The organism is Teredinibacter franksiae, from assembly GCF_014218805.1.
GTDB lineage: Bacteria > Pseudomonadota > Gammaproteobacteria > Pseudomonadales > Cellvibrionaceae > Teredinibacter > Teredinibacter franksiae.
On the sequence record NZ_JACJUV010000001.1, the window covers coordinates 4,155,847 to 4,172,620 of the forward strand.

The 16,774-nt window shown below is 47.5% G+C and carries 19 protein-coding genes; 8 read left to right on the forward strand and 11 right to left on the reverse strand.

Annotated elements, in window-relative coordinates:
• The first annotated feature begins 5 nt into the window (after positions 1-5).
• Entirely contained in the window at positions 6-311 is a 306-nt protein-coding gene (locus H5336_RS17475; RefSeq protein WP_185235504.1) for a hypothetical protein, read from the forward strand.
• A 9-nt stretch (positions 312-320) separates the two neighbouring features.
• Positions 321-737 carry a type IV pilin protein gene (locus H5336_RS17480; protein ID WP_185235505.1) on the forward strand — a complete coding sequence of 139 codons (417 nt, stop codon included), beginning with the start codon at positions 321-323 and terminating at the stop codon, positions 735-737.
• Positions 738-758: 21 nt separating this feature from the next.
• Here H5336_RS17480 and H5336_RS17485 read toward each other — a convergent pair whose 3' ends face one another.
• Both H5336_RS17485 and H5336_RS17490 read right to left on the reverse strand, forming a co-directional pair.
• Positions 759-1,223 (reverse strand): CYTH domain-containing protein, encoded by a 465-nt coding sequence (locus tag H5336_RS17485; protein ID WP_185235506.1) that lies wholly within the window; start codon positions 1,221-1,223, stop codon positions 759-761.
• A gap of 86 nt (positions 1,224-1,309) precedes the next feature.
• Positions 1,310-2,824 carry a CHAD domain-containing protein gene (locus tag H5336_RS17490; protein WP_185235507.1) on the reverse strand — a complete coding sequence of 505 codons (1,515 nt, stop codon included), beginning with the start codon at positions 2,822-2,824 and terminating at the stop codon, positions 1,310-1,312.
• A gap of 256 nt (positions 2,825-3,080) precedes the next feature.
• Between H5336_RS17490 and H5336_RS17495 the strand changes: the two genes are divergently transcribed.
• A complete protein-coding gene (locus tag H5336_RS17495; RefSeq protein WP_185235508.1) occupies positions 3,081-3,953 on the forward strand; it encodes an SMP-30/gluconolactonase/LRE family protein in 873 nt (290 codons plus the stop codon).
• 4 nt (positions 3,954-3,957) lie between these two features.
• Here H5336_RS17495 and H5336_RS17500 read toward each other — a convergent pair whose 3' ends face one another.
• From H5336_RS17500 to H5336_RS17530, 7 genes are all read right to left on the reverse strand, one after another.
• Positions 3,958-5,697: an alpha-amylase family glycosyl hydrolase gene (locus tag H5336_RS17500; RefSeq protein ID WP_185235509.1), complete on the reverse strand. Its 1,740-nt coding sequence runs from the start codon at positions 5,695-5,697 to the stop codon at positions 3,958-3,960.
• Positions 5,698-5,714: 17 nt separating this feature from the next.
• Positions 5,715-6,938: a glycosyltransferase family protein gene (locus H5336_RS17505; protein WP_185235510.1), complete on the reverse strand. Its 1,224-nt coding sequence runs from the start codon at positions 6,936-6,938 to the stop codon at positions 5,715-5,717.
• A gap of 20 nt (positions 6,939-6,958) precedes the next feature.
• Positions 6,959-7,789 (reverse strand): HAD-IIB family hydrolase, encoded by an 831-nt coding sequence (locus H5336_RS17510; RefSeq protein WP_185235511.1) that lies wholly within the window; start codon positions 7,787-7,789, stop codon positions 6,959-6,961.
• Entirely contained in the window at positions 7,786-8,697 is a 912-nt protein-coding gene (locus tag H5336_RS17515; RefSeq protein WP_313557641.1) for a phosphoribulokinase, read from the reverse strand. Before H5336_RS17515 ends, H5336_RS17510 begins: the two co-directional genes overlap by 4 nt.
• 224 nt (positions 8,698-8,921) lie before the next feature.
• Entirely contained in the window at positions 8,922-9,371 is a 450-nt protein-coding gene (locus H5336_RS17520; RefSeq protein WP_185235512.1) for a GatB/YqeY domain-containing protein, read from the reverse strand.
• A 79-nt stretch (positions 9,372-9,450) separates the two neighbouring features.
• Entirely contained in the window at positions 9,451-9,666 is a 216-nt protein-coding gene (rpsU, locus tag H5336_RS17525) for a 30S ribosomal protein S21 (RefSeq protein ID WP_075187596.1), read from the reverse strand.
• A 190-nt stretch (positions 9,667-9,856) separates the two neighbouring features.
• Positions 9,857-10,852 carry a 2-hydroxyacid dehydrogenase gene (locus H5336_RS17530; RefSeq protein WP_185235513.1) on the reverse strand — a complete coding sequence of 332 codons (996 nt, stop codon included), beginning with the start codon at positions 10,850-10,852 and terminating at the stop codon, positions 9,857-9,859.
• A 209-nt stretch (positions 10,853-11,061) separates the two neighbouring features.
• On the opposite strand from H5336_RS17530, the gene H5336_RS17535 reads away from it, so the two are divergent.
• The 5 genes from H5336_RS17535 to H5336_RS17555 all read left to right on the forward strand — a co-directional run bounded on the left by H5336_RS17535 (position 11,062) and on the right by H5336_RS17555 (position 15,314).
• Entirely contained in the window at positions 11,062-12,645 is a 1,584-nt protein-coding gene (locus H5336_RS17535; protein ID WP_185235514.1) for an L-lactate permease, read from the forward strand.
• Between the two features lie 48 nt (positions 12,646-12,693).
• Positions 12,694-13,719, forward strand: a complete 1,026-nt coding sequence (tsaD, locus tag H5336_RS17540) for a tRNA (adenosine(37)-N6)-threonylcarbamoyltransferase complex transferase subunit TsaD (protein WP_185235515.1) — start codon at positions 12,694-12,696, stop codon at positions 13,717-13,719.
• Positions 13,719-14,075 carry a dihydroneopterin aldolase gene (gene folB, locus H5336_RS17545; protein WP_185235516.1) on the forward strand — a complete coding sequence of 119 codons (357 nt, stop codon included), beginning with the start codon at positions 13,719-13,721 and terminating at the stop codon, positions 14,073-14,075. Before tsaD ends, folB begins: the two co-directional genes overlap by 1 nt.
• A 1-nt stretch (position 14,076) precedes the next feature.
• Positions 14,077-14,565, forward strand: a complete 489-nt coding sequence (gene folK, locus H5336_RS17550) for a 2-amino-4-hydroxy-6-hydroxymethyldihydropteridine diphosphokinase (protein ID WP_185235517.1) — start codon at positions 14,077-14,079, stop codon at positions 14,563-14,565.
• 194 nt (positions 14,566-14,759) lie between these two features.
• The gene (locus H5336_RS17555; RefSeq protein ID WP_185235518.1) at positions 14,760-15,314 is read left to right on the forward strand and encodes an NAD/FAD-utilizing enzyme; all 555 of its coding nucleotides are present in this window, start codon (positions 14,760-14,762) and stop codon (positions 15,312-15,314) included.
• Between the two features lie 143 nt (positions 15,315-15,457).
• Here the strand turns inward: H5336_RS17555 and H5336_RS17560 are convergent, their stop codons facing one another.
• Complete coding sequence (locus tag H5336_RS17560) at positions 15,458-15,880, reverse strand: Hsp20/alpha crystallin family protein (protein WP_185235519.1); 423 nt, start codon at positions 15,878-15,880, stop codon at positions 15,458-15,460.
• Positions 15,881-16,025: 145 nt separating this feature from the next.
• Positions 16,026-16,769 carry a pteridine reductase gene (locus H5336_RS17565; protein ID WP_185235520.1) on the reverse strand — a complete coding sequence of 248 codons (744 nt, stop codon included), beginning with the start codon at positions 16,767-16,769 and terminating at the stop codon, positions 16,026-16,028.
• Positions 16,770-16,774: the final 5 nt, after the last annotated feature.

Sequence of the window (16,774 nt, forward strand, 5' to 3'; positions counted from 1 at the left end):
AGGTTATGAAGTTATTTTTTACTGTTTTGCTTTTGATAGTATCTGGGAGCGCTATAGCCCAAGAGTTTTTCTCTGGGAAAGTTGATGATATTTATGTTGTTGGGCAAAGAATTGTCATCGATGGTGAAGAATATCGTTTTTCAGGAGATACGAAAATAATCGTATCTGGGAAGCTTATAAGTGTTTACGCCTTACGTGAAGGTCATCCGGTTGAGTATGCACTCGATTATCAAGCTACAGGGCAAAAAAAAATTAGAGCGATTAAGTTGCTTATTTCTGAGGAAGAAGCAGCGCAGTATCTCAATCATTAAGGGGGTGATATGACAATAAATCAGAAGGGTTTTAATTTAATTGAGTTAATGATTGTGGTAGCTGTTGTCGGAATTTTGAGTGCTATCGCGATACCGGCCTATCGCGATAGCGCACTGAAAAGCCATCGGGCAGAAGGTTTAGAGTTATTGCTGCAGGTAGCACAAAATCAGGAAGTACTTTATTCACAAACTAATGCCTATTCCACTAATGCGGTGCCCTTTGCGCCGGTAGCCGCAACGACTACAAGTGAGCACGGCTATTATGTAGTATCGGTTGCACAGGGCGCCTGTGGAAATGCTTCTTGTTTTATTGCTACCGCTACAGCGCAGGGAAGCCAGACCGACGATGATGAATGCCTAACTATCACTATTGATAGCCTTGGCGGTCGTGGGTCCACTCCTCTTGGTGGTGAGTGTTGGCAATAGGCTTTTACCTTTTTACCTCAGCTAGTCGGGTTTGCCGAGTGTTGCCAGACAGGCGTTTTTAAAGCGCTTGTCTTCGGTGACCTCTTGGCTGCAATAGTGGGGGGGCGTAAATAGGCGAGCGGCATCGCGGCTTTCAAATTCCACTTCTAATACTGTTAAGCCAGTAAGTTTTCCTTCGTAGATATCCAACTCATACCGATACTGCTGAATGGTAAATACATAACGCCGCTTTTCGACGCGTTGGCCTTTTGTTAATGGCCACAACAAGCTAAATACAGCTTCACTGATAGGCTCTTCCGTTTCTTCTCGTTCAAGGCCACTTCCCTGCTTCCGTGTTAAGTAAAAGGCATCATCTCTTTTCCGCAGGCGTAATTCGCTGGTTTCGTTTAAAGATAAGTAGCCCTGAAACAAACGTTCGGGAGTTAGTGTTGCTAGTTCGTCACAGGGGAAGGACGGCACTAAAAATTTTCGCTCTATTTCCTTCATGTCTATGCTCTCTGCGGTGTAGGCCTTTTTTGTGGTGAGCCTAATGAAAATAGATGATTTCAAGTTGCTATTACTGGCTAATCTGTTTATGTAGCAAAAAGGTCGATGAATTTTTTGGCCGTATTGGCACTGCCAAATTTTGCAAACGCTGAGTATATTTTTGTTCTTTCATTGCGTTGTTTTTCGTCGAGTGCGCACAATAAGCAGTCTATAGCTGCCTGGGTATTTGAGTTGATGTTATCGTGCTTCTGTAATTGTTCAACGAGGAAAGTTTTTTGTACTGAGTAATCATTAAAATCCCCAAGAATGGTTTGTAGCGATTTTAGCGATTTTTTAAGCTGCTCAATGGGTTTTTCTTCGAATAGCTCGGTAAAAAACTCCATTAGATAGCGGAGTTTTTTGCATTCAATACGAAGTTTATGTATTTTTTCATCGGGTGTGGTGTTGTTGACAGCTACACCCAATTCACATATGCGTTTATAGCGTTTAAGTAGTCGTTTCTTTGATAGTGTGACTATAGGCTTAACGGCTGCGGACCTCTGGTATGACGGGGGCTGTTGTAATAGCTTTTTTAGCTCGTTTACAGAGGTTGTGCAGCGATCAGATTGGAAAAAATCAATTACGGTGCTTAAGGCGGAAGCTCTTGCCGATTGGATATGGTCGAATAGGTAATTGAAGCCCTGAGTGTGGCAGGGTGGTAATAAATTTTGGTAGTGTGTTCGATTGAGTATAAATACGTCTAGGTCTCTTAGCAGGTTCGTTGGCTTTGCTAATTGAGATAGCTGCGTTTTCAGCTGTTGGTGTGTTTCTATGGGCAGGCACTTTTTCATCAAATTTATGAGCGAGCGGGTCTTCCGTAGAGAAACTCGGTAGTGGTGTAAAAATTCGGTGTCTGTATCGGTAATTACCCCGCGTTCCTGTGCGATAGCCCGGTTAAACATGGCATTCGCCATCAATCGAACGGCGTCTTCGGCGGGCATCGATTCGCTCAAGCCGTAGGATGTAGTGGCAGCCGGCGAAGGTTTTAAACCCAGAGTGAGAAGTTGCTGTCGGTAGCCTACCGCTGGGTGGGACTGCAAGGCACTCTGGCCGAAAGTTTTTACTATGAGCGCTTCATGCGTGCCGGTGTTGTCGAACACGAGTAAATCAATGTAGGTAGAGCTTGGGATTTTTGCTTTTTTAGATGTGCTATTAACGGTGAGCTGTAATTGCGCAATAACCTTGTGCTTGCTTACTAGCTGGTAACGGGTTGTGTGTAGAGCTAGCTCGCCAATAGCTTGCAATGCCCGTAATTTGATCAGGCGCTTTAATGTATCGTGGGTACTGCCCTGGGGAGTCTCCCAGTAAAATTTTGGCGTAGCTGCGGTGGTGATGCTAGAGCAGTGGTCTTTGCTTGATGTCAGGGTGTAGATGTTTTTCTGTTCGTGAAAAAACAAATACTCGGCCTGCCACAGGTGCCAGTCGGCATCATCGAAAAAAGTGATGTACCGATTTTCTTCCGTCATTTTCACGAGTTGAAAATGCTGCCTTAGGCGGGCTTTAATTTCGCTCCAAGCTTCAGCTTGCGGGAGTAGCCAGTGTTTAGCTTCGGGTTCTATCATTTGTGTGCACTATGCCTGTAGCTTGGTCTATAGCGGTTTACCTATCGCAGCCTCGTTATAGGGCTTTGCATGGGGAGTAACGACGACGCCAATCATATTAGCCTTTGATGTTAAGGTGGCCGAAATTCACGGTCAATGATTCGATGTTGATGCTTTTCCTCTGTGCCATCAACGATTAAACTGGCGCCTTTGATATGCTAGTGATGGCATTATGCGTAAGCAGCGGCCACTAATTACACTATACAGGGCGTAGGCGATGAGAAAAGTAGATGTTGCGTATAAAACACAGGCGAATCTGGGGGAGTGCCCACGCTGGGATGAGCGTGAACAGGTACTTTACTGGGTGGACATCAATGCTTTTCAGCTGCATCGTTTTGACCCAAAGGCCGGTGCCGATGAATGGTTACAGTTTGATGAAGAGATTGGCTGCTTTAGTTTGCGGCCAGAAGATAAAGGGTTTATCGTCGGAATGCGCTCGGGGTTTTATCTTGTCAACGGCTGGTCGTCAGAGCTTCACCCCATTGCCGATCCTGAGGTCGGTCTGACGACAAACCGATTTAATGATGGTCGCTGTGATGCGGCCGGGCGGTTTATTGCCGGGTCTGTTTACCCGCCTAAGGATCGTGATGGTGCAAACCTTTGGAGCCTAGATACTGATGAGAGCGTGAGTCTCTTGCTGGAAGGGCTGCTAACATCCAATGGTGCAGCCTTTAGCCCAGACAATCGCTTCTTTTACCATTCCGATACACCTAAGCATGCAATTTGGCGCTATGAGTACGATTTGGCAACCGGCAAGCTGAGTAATCGAGAGCTGTTTCACCAGTTCGAATTTGGTGATGGGCGGCCAGACGGCGCTGCTGTAGATACCGAAGGTTTTTACTGGACGGCGTTGTATGAAGGTGGGCGTATTGCACGATTGAGCCCAGCAGGCGAAATTGTCGAAGAAATAGCCGTGCCAGCAAAATGCCCGACTATGGTAGCTTTTGGTGATGACGATTTGAAAACCCTTTATATCACCACCGTAGGCAACCGCCCAGAAGACGAGCTAGAGCAGTACCCGGATTCCGGTTCGCTGTTTAAAGTACGCGTGGATGTGCCGGGCATGATCGAGCATCGATTTGTGCGTTGAGTCCTTAAGTACGGTTACTTAACCAGACAAAGCCATAGGGTGGCAATACCAGGTCCTGATGTAGGTCCTCAAAGGACTTATCGCTGATCAGGTCCACCCATTTATCCAAGCTAATTAAGTTAATTGACGACAGCGGTATAGTGATTTCTTCATCGCTAATGTTATGAATGCAAAAAATGCTCTGATCTCGCCTTGGGCTTTGCCGCCAAAAACCAAATAGCTGATCGCCTAGGTGAAGGGTGAATTGTGTGGCATTCGGGTGAAATGCCGGTTGCTGGATGCGTATTTTTAATAGTGCCTTCATACCGGCAAATACTTTTGAGTGGTGACTATAGCCGTCGTCCAACTTTGAGCAGAGTTCTTCGTGATTCCATTTGTACCGGTTAATGGTACGGTTGTGGTTAGTGAGCTCTACACCCTCTGAATAATTGTTGGTGGCGAGCATGCTGTGTACATAAATTGCGGGTATGCCTTCTAAAGAAAGCATAATGGCGTGTGCGCAGAGGAAACGTTCAACCTGCCATTTGTCTGGCCCTTTAACGGTGCCCTGAAGCGCGTCAAACAGCGTGACATTAATTTCATAGGGTTTTGCTCGACCGCCTTCCGTTGCACGCCAAGAAACCCGTGCACCGAAATTTTGCATAGTATTAACCATTTCATCAATTTCATTCTCGCTTAGTAAGCCTTCTGCCGGGCGTAGTCCAATGCCGTCGTGGGAGGCGATAAAATTTAAATAGAATGTACCCATTTGGGCTGGGGGCATGGTCATTTGCCAGCGTTTGAGGTGGCTACTATTACCTGTCACTAATGCGTGAATAAGGAGGGGGGGCAGTGAGAAGTTATAGACGGCGTGGGCTTCATTGGCATTGCCAAAGTAAGATAGGTTTTCATGGTTGGGTATATTTGTTTCGGTGATGATGATGGCATTTGGTGAATGGTGTTCGATCAGTGTACGAAACAGACGTACAAATTCGTGGGTTTTTACGTGGTTAATACAGGTAGTGCCTAACTCTTTCCATAGAAACGCCACTGCGTCTAGGCGAAAGGTTCTTATGCCGCGATCCAGATACAGCTTTATGATTTTTACCATCTCGCAGAGTACATCGGGGTTGGCGAAATTCAAATCGACTTGATCATGGCTAAAAGTACACCAAACATGGCGTATGCCCTGTAGATCTTCCACCTCGCGCAGCAGCGGGGATGTGCGCGGGCGAACAACGTTACTTAAATCGGTATTGGGGTCGGCTTCAATAAAATAATCTACGCCAGGGCTTTTCCGCTGTTTGTAATTGTCGAACCAACGGCTACGGCTGGAACAGTGGTTAACCACTAGGTCGGCCATTAAATTGTACTCGCCGCCCATGTTTTCGATATGAGACCAGTCCCCAAGAGCGTCATTTACCTGAGTATAATCAATAACAGAAAAACCATCGTCAGAACTGTAGGGAAAGAACGGTAGTATATGAATACCGTTAATGACATCTTTAAGCCTTTCATTACAGAAGGTGTTGAGCGTCTGAAGAGGCTCTTCTTTTTCCGACTTTATCGAATCACCGTAGGTGATCATAATAATGTCTTTTTCGTTCCAAGAGTTTTCGTGGATTCCAGGTTTAAGACAGTTCTCCTCCAGCTTCATAATGTGTAGCAGGCGGCTGGCTAGTGGCTTGATGTTGTCGCCTTCGTAGATTAGCGACAAGTGAGACTCAACCAAAAATTTAAGTTCTTTCTGTAGTGACTGATTCATAACAATTGCCAAAGGGATTATTGTCCAAACTCTTCCATATCGTCTTTAACGGCTTGATTAATGTCGTCCAGTACACCCGGGATGGCGCTAATCACCCGATTCCAGCAGGGCATAAAGGGTTTTTCCATTGGGTTGTCTAAAAAATTGTGCCCGGCGGCGAGAATGTTTTTTGCAAACATTTCGACAGCCTGTTCTTCGGAGTGGATGTCTAATTTTAGGCCGTTCATACGTGCGTCGTTATCATAGGTTTCGATAAAATCCAGAGCAATACGAAAGTAGGTGGCCTTAATGGAACGGAATGTTTCGGAAGTAAAGACCACGCCGTTTGTCGCAAGCTTGCGGAACAGTGCTTTGGAGATGTCTATAGACATTTTAGAGAGGCCGCGCGCGGCATCTTCTGGAGAAAGCTCTTGATGTTTGTGATCATATACATCGGCAATATCGGCCTGGCACAAGCGGTTGTTGGCAAAGTTTCGATGCACTTCGGATAACACACCAATTTCCAGGCCCCAGTCGCTAGGGATGCGAATATCACTGATAACATCGGCACGAAACGAAAATTCACCGGCAAGCGGGTAACGAAAGCTATCGATGTAATCGAGGTAATCGTGGTGGCCGAGGGTTTTCTTTAATGCGCGAATGAGTGGCGTTACGAGTAAGCGGCTGACGCGCCCATGAATTTTGCCTTCGGCAACACGAGCGTAATAGCCTTTACAAAATTCGTAATTAAACGCGGGGTTAGCAACAGGGTAAATTAAGCGTGCGAGCATGCTGCGGTCGTAGGTCACTATGTCGCAATCGTGGAGTGCAATAGACTCTACATTACCGCCCGACAGTACGTAGCCTAGACAATACCATACGTTGCGGCCTTTACCTGGCTCTAGTGGAGATAGTCCCTCTTCTTGGAGTCTTTTGTCGACGGCGCGTAGTCGCGGTCCGTCATTCCATAACACTTTAAAGTTTTGATTAAGTGGTTTAAAAAACTTCAGAGCGTGGCGGTATTGTGCCTCGTCGGCTTGGTCTAGGCCTATGACGATTTCATCAAGGTAATTTACTTTGCTGAGTTCATTAACAATGTTGGGCAGGGCTTCGCCCTCCAGTTCTGAAAATAAAGAGGGCAGTACCAAGCTCATGGGGCGTGCTTTGGCGAAGCTGCGCAGTTCTTCTTCCATAGCCTCAAGAGGTCTTTGTTTAAGGTTATGCAGCGTAGTGATAATGCCGTTTTGGTAGAAATCAGCCATGGGAATTCCTTGAATGAGTATTATGGAATAAATTTAGTTATTGCTTCGTGCCAGCCTACAGGACCTAAGCCTTGGGTTTGGTATACCTCGCCGACGGCGTTAGGGAGTGCGGGGTAATCGTGTGTGGGGGAATTAATGAGCACGGCAATATCGGCAATATTAAGCATGTCGATATCGTTTGGGCTGTCCCCTAGGGCAATGAGATTGAGTTCAGTGCTATAAAAATGTTGCAGGTATCGTCTACAGCGGTCAATGGCTTTTCCTTTGTCTGTTTGGCCCAATACATGTACAAATCGACCGCCTTTAATAACACGAAATTGAAGGGCTTCAAGCTGCTTAACGAAATCGACAAAGTTGGCATCGCTGTCGTGCCATACCAGAGGCTCGGAGAAGCGACGGTTCAATGCCTGCTGTGCGTCGCTTTCGGTGAGTCCGGTTAGTTCAATAACCCGGGCAACGTTCATATCGCTAAAGCCTTCAAACTGCCAATGCTGGTCCTGTCGTATTTTACTGAGGGCAGTAGTAACGGCTTGCCGTTCGCAACCGAATAATAATCGCCAAAAACCATTGTTACTCTCACAGCCATCGGGCGCTTGTTCAAATTGAGATGTTGGCAGAAAAAGTGCGGAACCGTTTTCAACGATAAAGGGGGCTGTCAATAACATCGAACTCTGTAATGACACTACCTCTTCAAAGGTTTTGCTGGTATTAATAACCACGGGGATGCCCAATTTCGCCAGTCGCGCCAATGACGGTGCAGCTGCCTGCCAATCGTAGCTGTAATGGTCTAGCAGGGTGCCGTCCAAATCGGTTGAAACGAGAAAGTGGGGTTGCATTAGTCGGTCGTTCATCGGTTTGCTTTACTTGTTAGGTTAAGTATTTGGTGGTCATCTCCAAGTGGCAGCAACCAGTCGGCTGTTGTTGGTAGTGTGCGTAAGCCATGCTCTGTGAGGCGCTGATAGTGGGAAATAAATCGCTCAATTTCACTCGGGTTTAGTATTTTACTGTGTGCTCGTTGTGCCGCAGGCAGCTGTAGACAGTGTTGCTCAAGCTTTTGTTCCTGCAGTAAGCGCCATTGGAACACACTATTGAAGGATGGTGCTTTAAGTACCGCCAGGCAATCGAGTAATTCGAATAGCGCGCTATAATGCCCGCTGAGCTGCCCATTGACGAAGCGGCGCCATTGCCCATTTTTATCTTCGGTTTGCTCTAATACATTGGTCGGTGTGTTGAGCTCATGGTCAGCTTGCGCCGATAAGCCAACGCACCACCCCTCTAGAATAACAATATCGATTGGCCCAATAACACTTGGCCACTGCGCTTCTGCTTCTCGGTCGTCAATGGCCTTATTGAAGCGCACGGGCGTGCAGCATTCATTTTTGCCCAAGGCACATAGTTGCTGAATAGTGGAAATTGCTAAGGCGACATCGTGGGTGCCGGGGACGCCTCGCGTCATGAGTAGTGGGTGAGTGCTCTCTGATAGGGCGTGGCGTTCTGCGCGGGTAAGGTAGAAATCGTCGATGGACAGAATCGCACAGTTGAGCTTGTATTCATGGGCCAAGAGCAGGCGTAAAAAGTCTGCTAGAGTGCTTTTACCACTGCCCTGAGAGCCTTGAATACCGAGTACCAGCGTCTTTGTATTCGCGCTCTGACGTTGTGCAATTTTTTCCGCCAATGGAAGGTACCATTGTTTAACTGTCGCCTCGAAATGGGCTGGCAATCCGTGCTGGGTGATGGCTTCGTGTATGTAATTATGCACCAGTTTTGGGCCTTATGTTTTGCTACGCACGCTGTTGAGCAGGTATTAATCACCCAAATGGTGCATAAAACCAGGTTGTGAGTAAAAACGGTCTGAATTTAATATAGGAGGAGCAAATAACGCACCAGTTTTGGAAACCGCACGGTAAATGAGCTGCTTGCAACTGTACGCAATAAGGTAGAGGGGGAGGTGAAATGTCGGAAATGTGGTGAGGAGGGTGTCCGTTAGCCTAAAAGGGCTTTCACCAGCTTACTGACGGCACCCATATCGGCGCGACCTTGCACCTGAGGTTTTACAATTGCCATAACTTTGCCCATGTCACGCATAGACTCGGCACCCGTTTCGGCAATGGCGCTTTTAAGCAATTCGGTAATTTCAACTTCTGTCAGGCCTGCGGGCAAGTATTCCTGGATAACCGCAATTTCGGCTGATTCCACATCGGCCAGTTCCTGGCGATTTGCCTCAAGGTACTGGCTAAGGGAGTCGCGGCGTTGCTTGACCATTTTGTCGAGCACAGCAAGTACCCGAGCATCATCGAGCTCGACGCGCTCATCAACTTCAATGCGTTTGAATTCCGCCATAACCATACGCAACACGCCAAGGCGTTGTTTATCCTTGGCACGCATAGCATCTTTTACGGCTTGAGCAATACGGTTTTTAATTTCGCTGGCCACAATTACTTTCCGCAGATGGCTCCCGCTCGAGTTAGGCTGGGAGCTCGGTCAAATGCCGGTATAGTGCCGGCATTAATCGTTAGTACATACGCTGGAATTTACGATTTTCGCGTTGAACCTTCTTTGCATGACGCTTAACAGCAGCAGCTGCTTTGCGCTTGCGTACAGACGTTGGCTTCTCGTAGAACTCGCGACGGCGAACCTCAGCTAGTACACCGGCTTTTTCGCATGAGCGCTTGAAGCGGCGCAGAGCAAAGTCAAATGGTTCGTTTTCTTTCAGCTTTACTGAAGGCATATACCTACCTTTGTATTGTTCGGTTTCTAGTGTGCGTCAACATGCCCAGACGCACTCCGTTTAAGGGTGCGAAATTCTATACAGTTCGCCCTAGGCCTGCAAGGGGTAATTTGCTGGAAACGAGGGACTTTTCGGAACTATTTTGAATTTTGGCTGTGCTGACTCGTGTGAATTCGAAAGCATGGTTACTTCAGGCTTTTACCAAGCACATTTTATCCAGCTCGCCTTTATTGTAGTGATGGATGTTTGCCAGGGTAACCTCGGCAATAGCTTGCAGTGCTTCGTGGGTGAAAAAGGCCTGGTGGCCGGTGATAACAACATTTTTAAAGGTGGTAAGGCGGGCAAAAATATCATCTTGCAGAACTTGGTCGGAATAGTCCTCGAAGAATAGGTTAGCCTCCTCTTCATACACATCCAGCCCAAGGTAGCCCACTCTAGCGCTCTTAAGTGCTGTGATAATCGCTGGGGTGTCGATTAGGCCGCCGCGGCTGGTATTAATGAGCATTACACCTGGCTTCATTTGGCTAAGAGAGTTGCTGTTAATAATGTGGTAAGTGGAGCGCACCAGAGGACAATGTAGGGAAATGATGTCGGATTCAGCCCATACCTGTTCCAGTGGCACCAGCTCTGCGCCGGTCTCTTTTAATGCATCGGAAGGCATGGGGTCGTAGCAAAGTACACGGCAGCCAAAGCCTTTCATTATGCGGATAAAGGACTGGCCAATGCGGCCACCACCGACACAGGCGACTGTTTTGCCGAATAGGTCGAAACCCATTAGCCCACTCAGTGAGTAGTCGTTTTCACGTACGCGTGAAAAGGCGCGATGAATGTTGCGGTTAAGGTCCAAAATGAGGGCGACGGCATGCTCGGCGACGGCATTGGGGGAGTATTCTGGAACGCGCGCCACGGGTAGGTCGTGCTTTTCACAGGCATCAAGGTCGACGTTATTAAACCCGGCACAGCGCATAGCTACTAGCTGAACACCATTTTCTTTTAGCGCTTTGGCTACGGTATTGTCGATCACATCGTTGACAAAACAACAGACAATATCGAATCCATTGGAGAGCGCCACTGTTTGCGCGGTGAGCTGTGGCACAAAGAAAGTTAGCTCCAGTTCGGCGTTTGCATTGGCTTTGGTAAGGTGTTCTTCGTCATAAGACTTGGAGCTGAACACGGCAACTTTCATGAATAAACCTCTGTGCGAGTAGTAACGGTTCTGTGGGTGGTCGCTTTGGGGCGGCAAGTATACCTTAGTTGAGCGGGCGCAATGGGCACCACCGATTTTGTGCAGATATTTTGTGCCTGATGGTTTAGGCTATGCGCCGTTTTGTTACTCCAATTACACGGAGCACCGCTGAAATAAGTGGTGCCCTCAGACTTGAGACCTGTTGTTTTATGGCCCAGCTTTTTTTCGCCTATTTTCCGATTGTGCTGCTGATTTATCTGATGACGAAGAAAAACAGTATGCCGTCGTACAGGGCTTTGCCGTTATCGGCGCTGGTGGTTTACGTCGGCATGTTGGTGGTATTTTCGAGGGACCCAAATCAAGTCCACGCTGCGGTACTCGATGGACTGCTAGTGGCCTGGACGCCCATTCTGATTATTGCCGGGGCCATATTTTTGTTCCGCACAATGGAATCGACTGGCGCACTCGGCGTAATCCGCACGTGGTTAAACAGTATTTCGGATAACCCGGTTGCGCAACTCATGATTGTGGGCTGGGCCTTCCAGTTTCTTATCGAGGGGGCTAGCGGCTTCGGCACGCCGGCAGCGCTTGCTGGCCCTGTGCTCGTTGGCCTAGGGTTTCCTGCGGTACGAGTCGCGATCTTTTGTTTGATTTTGAATAGTGTTCCCGTGTCTTTTGGGGCGGTGGGAACCCCTACGTGGTTCGGTTTGTCGGCGGTATCGCTTACTGACTTGGAATTGGCCCAGGTGGGTATGAAATCCGCGTGGCTTAATGCTATTGCGGCAATATTTGTTGTAGTGGCAGCTTTGGCATTTGTGGTTGAGCGTCGCGATATTCGCAAAAACTTTATTTTTATATTGTTGAGCGTTTTGTGTTGTGTGGTTCCCTATGTCGCAATTGCAACGGTGAGCTATGAATTTCCTGCGTTGTTGGGGGGTGGTATAGGTTTAGTGCTTACCATCATGCTGGCAAAAATGGGGGTTGGGCTTTCGTGTGAGCACCCGCCAGCAGAAGGTGGGCGCGAGCAAGTGAAAACGGCTGCATTGGTAAAAGCCACATTCCCTCTTTGGGGGACAGTGCTTCTGCTTATCATTACACGGATTCCACAGCTCGGCATTAAGTCGCTTCTGGTAGCCAAATTGCCTGCGTTAAGTATTAGCTTAGGCAGTCTGGGAGACCTGTCGGTGAGCGCGGCGCTGGTTGTGTCGCTATCGAATATTTTTAATACGACAGAAGTCTGGAGTCATAGTTTTCTTTATGTGCCCTCAATAATTCCGTTTGGTGTTATCGCTCTGGTAACACTGTGGTTATACCGTCAGGGAAGTGTACGCGGCGTATTTGTCGAAACCGTTGATCAAATGCGCCGTCCTATTATTGCGCTATTGGGTGCATTGGTGTTCGTCAATTTGATGATGATGGGGGGGGAGCAGTCTGCGGTTGCTTTAATTGGCTCTAATTTGGCGGGCTTAACGGGCAGTAATTGGCAGTTTTTTGGGGCTTTCCTTGGTGCGCTAGGGTCGTTCTTCTCTGGATCCGCTACCATTTCTAATCTCACTTTTGGTGGTATTCAAGACTCTATTGCCGTTGACCTTGGGCTTAATCGTACTACCATACTCGCGTTGCAGTCGGCGGGTGGAGCCATGGGGAATATGGTCTGTATTAACAATATTGTCGCCGTTGCATCGGTGTTGGCGCTGGGAGATAAAGAGGGTTATATCCTTAAGCGAACAGTCATTGCCATGTTGGTATACGGAGTGGTGGTTGGTATCGCGGGGATTGCCCTGTTCGGCTAGAATGCTTGGCCTTAATCAAGGTATAGCTCGACAACGAGGAAAAATTTAATGCGCGTACTGGGAATCGAAACCTCTTGCGATGAAACCGGTGTTGCCGTTTATGATAGCGAGCAGGGGCTGCTAGGTCATGAGCTCTATAGCCAAATAAAGCTACATGCAGAATATGGCGGCGTAGTGCCTGAGCTTGCATCTCGCGATCACATTCGCAAACTTATCCCTTTGATCGATCAAATTTTGGGAAAAACGGATTCAAAAAAGCGAATCGACGCGCTAGCGTATACCTGCGGCCCTGGCTTAATAGGTGCGCTTTTGGTAGGTGGCTGCGTGGGGCGTTCGCTAGCCTACGCTTGGGGTGTTCCCGCTATTGGTGTACACCACATGGAAGGTCATTTATTGGCCCCATTGCTAGAAAACAACCCTCCACGTTTTCCCTTTGTTGCCCTGCTTGTTAGTGGTGGTCACACCCAGCTTGTTGAAGTTACCGCGATTGGACAGTATCAGTTACTGGGTGAATCATTAGATGATGCCGCTGGGGAGGCGTTTGATAAGGCCGCGAAAATGATGGATTTGGACTACCCGGGCGGCCCTCAAATCGCACGTTTTGCCGAAAAGGGGGTGCCTGGCCGGTTTAAGTTCCCGCGTCCTATGACCAACAGGCCTGGCTTAGATTTTAGTTTCAGTGGTTTGAAAACCTTTACGCTTAATACCGTTACCGAGCATGCGCAAGCGAATGGACTTCCTGACGACCAAACCTGCGCCGATATTGCCCATGCTTTTCAGGAAGCGGTGGTCGATACCTTGGTGATCAAATGCCGACGCGCTTTACAGCAGTGCAATATGGATACGCTGATTATCGCCGGGGGTGTATCGGCGAATGATCGCTTGCGGGTAAAGCTGGAGCAGGCGTTGGCAAAAATTAACAGCCGTGTGTTTTATGCTCGTCATGAGTTTTGCACAGATAACGGCGCGATGATCGCATTTGCGGGCTGTCAGCGATTACTAGCCGGTGAAACTAGTCCGCTTGCTGTGGATGTGTTTCCGCGGTGGCCATTGGATACTTTAGGGGCGCTTTAATGGATATTGTTTTTATCAACGAGCTTCGTATTGAAACTATTATTGGAATTTATGATTGGGAGCGAGAAGTTCGTCAAACGGTGAGCCTTGATCTGGAAATGGCACACGATATTCGTCGCGCGGCCCAAACGGATGATATTCAGCATGCTCTTGACTATAAGAAAGTGGCTAAGCGGCTTATTTCTTTTATCGGCGATTCTGAGTTTTTGCTAGTAGAAACTTTGGCCGAACAGGTGGCCGAAATTGTGATGGGTGAGTTTGATGTTCCTTGGCTGCGGTTAAGTGTAAGCAAGCCGGGGGCTTTGCGCGGTTCAAAAGATGTCGGTGTAAGAATTGAGCGGGGAGAAAACAATTAAAATGGTTGAAGTGTTATTGGGCCTCGGCAGCAATATTGACCGTGAAAAAAATCTTCGAAGCGCGCTTGTGGCGTTGCGTAAGTTGTTTGGCGTGGTGGATGTTTCTCCCGTGTACGAAAGCAATGCCGTTGGGTTTCATGGCGATAACTTTTACAACTTAGTGGTTGCTATTAGTACCGACTTGGCCGTAGGGAAGCTTTCTCTATTGCTAAAGGAAATTGAAGATAATAACGGTCGGGAAAGGTTGGCACCAAAATTCAGTGCGCGTACGCTGGATATCGATATCCTAACCCACGGAACCCAGTTGGGGGTTATTGATGGTGTCGAGCTGCCCCGCGATGAAATATTAAAGCATTCCTTCGTATTATTGCCGATGGCTGACTTAAGGCCCGATAGTTATTACCCCGGTTCTACTCATACCTACCAGTCACTTTGGGAGGGCTTTGACGATAACTTACGCTCGCTTTGGCAAGTTAATTTTAAAGAATAAAGTTTTTATCGCCCTTCGTTGTGGTTTATGTTCTGAGGCTATTTTAAATGGCGTTCGTTATTTGATGTCCGTCTAAACATGTTCTGGCGCCTATTGCCAAAAGAGAATACCTTTTAACCTGAACTTGTCGATTTTATGCACAACAACATAGCGATCAAGTTGTTCGCTTAGACTTCAGTGTTGCGGAGGTGAATATGAAAAGATTTTATTATGTGAGTAACGATTTAAACGACTTGGAAAAAGCTGAGCTGGATCTTGTGTCGGCGGGCTATGATCGGGAGCAGGTTCATGTTCTAAGCCAGCAGGATGCCGAAATAGAAAAGCGCCACCTACATGAAGTTAGCCCCTTTGCTCGTGTTGATCTCATTCATTCCGCCATGATGGGCGCCGCCATTGGCGCTGTGCTTGCTGTTGTTGTGTTGTTGGTCGCTACAGCGTTTAAGCCTGTAACAGCTGTGGATTGGCTGCCTTTTGCAATTCTTGCCGTTGTATTATTTTTGTTCTCCACTTGGGAAGGTGGTTTTTACGGGATACAGGTACATAGTGCGGAATACCAACGTTTCGCCGACGTGTTAAACAGCGGCTACCATGTGCTGATGATTGACGCGGATACCCGAGAACGATGGAGTTTACAGCGAATTATGGCTTATCACAGTTCACTGACCGACGCTGGTGAGGGACGGGCAAGGCCTGAATGGCTGATCTCATCGGAGCGTAACTTTCATGCTTTTGTTAAGGCAATGCCTTAATTATGGATAGTACTAAGAGATAAAGGCCCAGACATTAAGTTTTACGGGCGAAGGGCAATAGAAAAAGGGCAGCATTTCTGCTGCCCTTTTATGCACCAAGGTTGGGGGCGCTCGCCGTTCAGCGGTTTGAATGCAATTCAAACTCAGTGAACTTCAATGCGCTTGGCCTGTGAGGCCAATTTTTCAACGCGAGGTGCAGAGATGGTTAGTACGCCGTTTTCGAGCTTGGCATTAATGTCACTTTCCTGCACATTGCTGCCTAAGTCAAAGCTGCGGCTGAATTTTCCGTAGCGCCTTTCCTGGCGAATGATTTTGCCGTTCTCTTCCTCTGTTTTTTCTTCTTGGTTTTCCGCATCTAGGGTTAGCATGCCATGGCTAAAAAAAATGTTAATGTCTTCCTTTTTGATGCCTGGTAGTTCAGCTGATATTTCAAGCATGTCATCTTTTTCAACAACTTCTACGCGCGGTGAATGTTGAATCGCGCGATCGCTGTACATATAGCTAGCCCATGGAGGTTCGAGAAAATCACTTACTTCGAAAATGGAATTGAGGGGTCTTAAGGTCATGGTGCACCTCCAGATTGTTCGCCAATCACATAAATATTGTCCTTGCCCGTGTAAGTGTGCGCTCGTACGAGAGAAAAAGTTTGATATAGATCAATTGCGAAGGCGGGGTATTATATGAAGTGGTGATTAGCGTAAGAGCTTAAAGTTATTGCAGTAAAGTTCTGCCGCCATCGATATTGATTATTTGGCCAGTAAGATAGGCTTCTCGCTGAATAAGATAGTCCAATGCTGTGAGTATGGATTTTTCTTCGCCAAGTTTGTTCATGGGGATTTTATTCATTAGCTCTATGTTGTCGATGGTATCGCTAGAGGTATTTTCGGGCCAAAGAATGGCACCCGGAGCAATACCATTGACGCGTACTTCTGGTGCGAGCTCCAGCGCTAAGGATTTGGTGAGCATAATATTTGCTGCTTTGGCCATGCAGTAGATCGTATGGTTTTTAAGTGGTCGTATGGCGTGTATGTCGGCAATATTGATAATTGCTCCCTGCGCTTCTTTTAGCGGCTCAAGCAGTGACTGGCTTAAAAAAAGCGGTGCCTTAGCGTTGGCGGAAAATAATTCGTCCCAGCTTTGTTCTTTGATTTGAGTAAGCGGTGTAGCGAAAAAGCTGGAGGCATTATTGACGAGCAAATCGCAGCGGCCAAACCGTTTGATTAGGCTTTTAGCTACATGCGAGCAAGAATCCTGAGAGCCCAGTGGCTGCTGAATAACCCATGCCGAGCCAGCGCGCAAATTATTTAGATTGCCAGCAAGTTGGTTCGCGGCATCTATAGAGTTGTTGCAGTGAATCGCAACCCTGTACCCGAGAGAATGCAAATGGTGTGTTATAGCGGCGCCCAGTCGTCGGGCTGCACCGGTTACCAGTGCTGTAGGTTGTAACTCTTTCAAAGCTT

Coding starts and splice junctions, on each gene's coding strand:
- H5336_RS17475 (WP_185235504.1), top strand. CDS start 6: ATGAAGTTATTTTTTACTGTTTTGCTTTTGATAGTATCTGGGAGCGCT.
- H5336_RS17480 (WP_185235505.1), top strand. CDS start 321: ATGACAATAAATCAGAAGGGTTTTAATTTAATTGAGTTAATGATTGTG.
- H5336_RS17485 (WP_185235506.1), bottom strand. CDS start 1,223: ATGAAGGAAATAGAGCGAAAATTTTTAGTGCCGTCCTTCCCCTGTGAC.
- H5336_RS17490 (WP_185235507.1), bottom strand. CDS start 2,824: ATGATAGAACCCGAAGCTAAACACTGGCTACTCCCGCAAGCTGAAGCT.
- H5336_RS17495 (WP_185235508.1), top strand. CDS start 3,081: ATGAGAAAAGTAGATGTTGCGTATAAAACACAGGCGAATCTGGGGGAG.
- H5336_RS17500 (WP_185235509.1), bottom strand. CDS start 5,697: ATGAATCAGTCACTACAGAAAGAACTTAAATTTTTGGTTGAGTCTCAC.
- H5336_RS17505 (WP_185235510.1), bottom strand. CDS start 6,938: ATGGCTGATTTCTACCAAAACGGCATTATCACTACGCTGCATAACCTT.
- H5336_RS17510 (WP_185235511.1), bottom strand. CDS start 7,789: ATGAACGACCGACTAATGCAACCCCACTTTCTCGTTTCAACCGATTTG.
- rpsU (WP_075187596.1), bottom strand. CDS start 9,666: ATGCCTTCAGTAAAGCTGAAAGAAAACGAACCATTTGACTTTGCTCTG.
- H5336_RS17530 (WP_185235513.1), bottom strand. CDS start 10,852: ATGAAAGTTGCCGTGTTCAGCTCCAAGTCTTATGACGAAGAACACCTT.
- H5336_RS17535 (WP_185235514.1), top strand. CDS start 11,062: ATGGCCCAGCTTTTTTTCGCCTATTTTCCGATTGTGCTGCTGATTTAT.
- tsaD (WP_185235515.1), top strand. CDS start 12,694: ATGCGCGTACTGGGAATCGAAACCTCTTGCGATGAAACCGGTGTTGCC.
- folB (WP_185235516.1), top strand. CDS start 13,719: ATGGATATTGTTTTTATCAACGAGCTTCGTATTGAAACTATTATTGGA.
- folK (WP_185235517.1), top strand. CDS start 14,077: ATGGTTGAAGTGTTATTGGGCCTCGGCAGCAATATTGACCGTGAAAAA.
- H5336_RS17555 (WP_185235518.1), top strand. CDS start 14,760: ATGAAAAGATTTTATTATGTGAGTAACGATTTAAACGACTTGGAAAAA.
- H5336_RS17560 (WP_185235519.1), bottom strand. CDS start 15,880: ATGACCTTAAGACCCCTCAATTCCATTTTCGAAGTAAGTGATTTTCTC.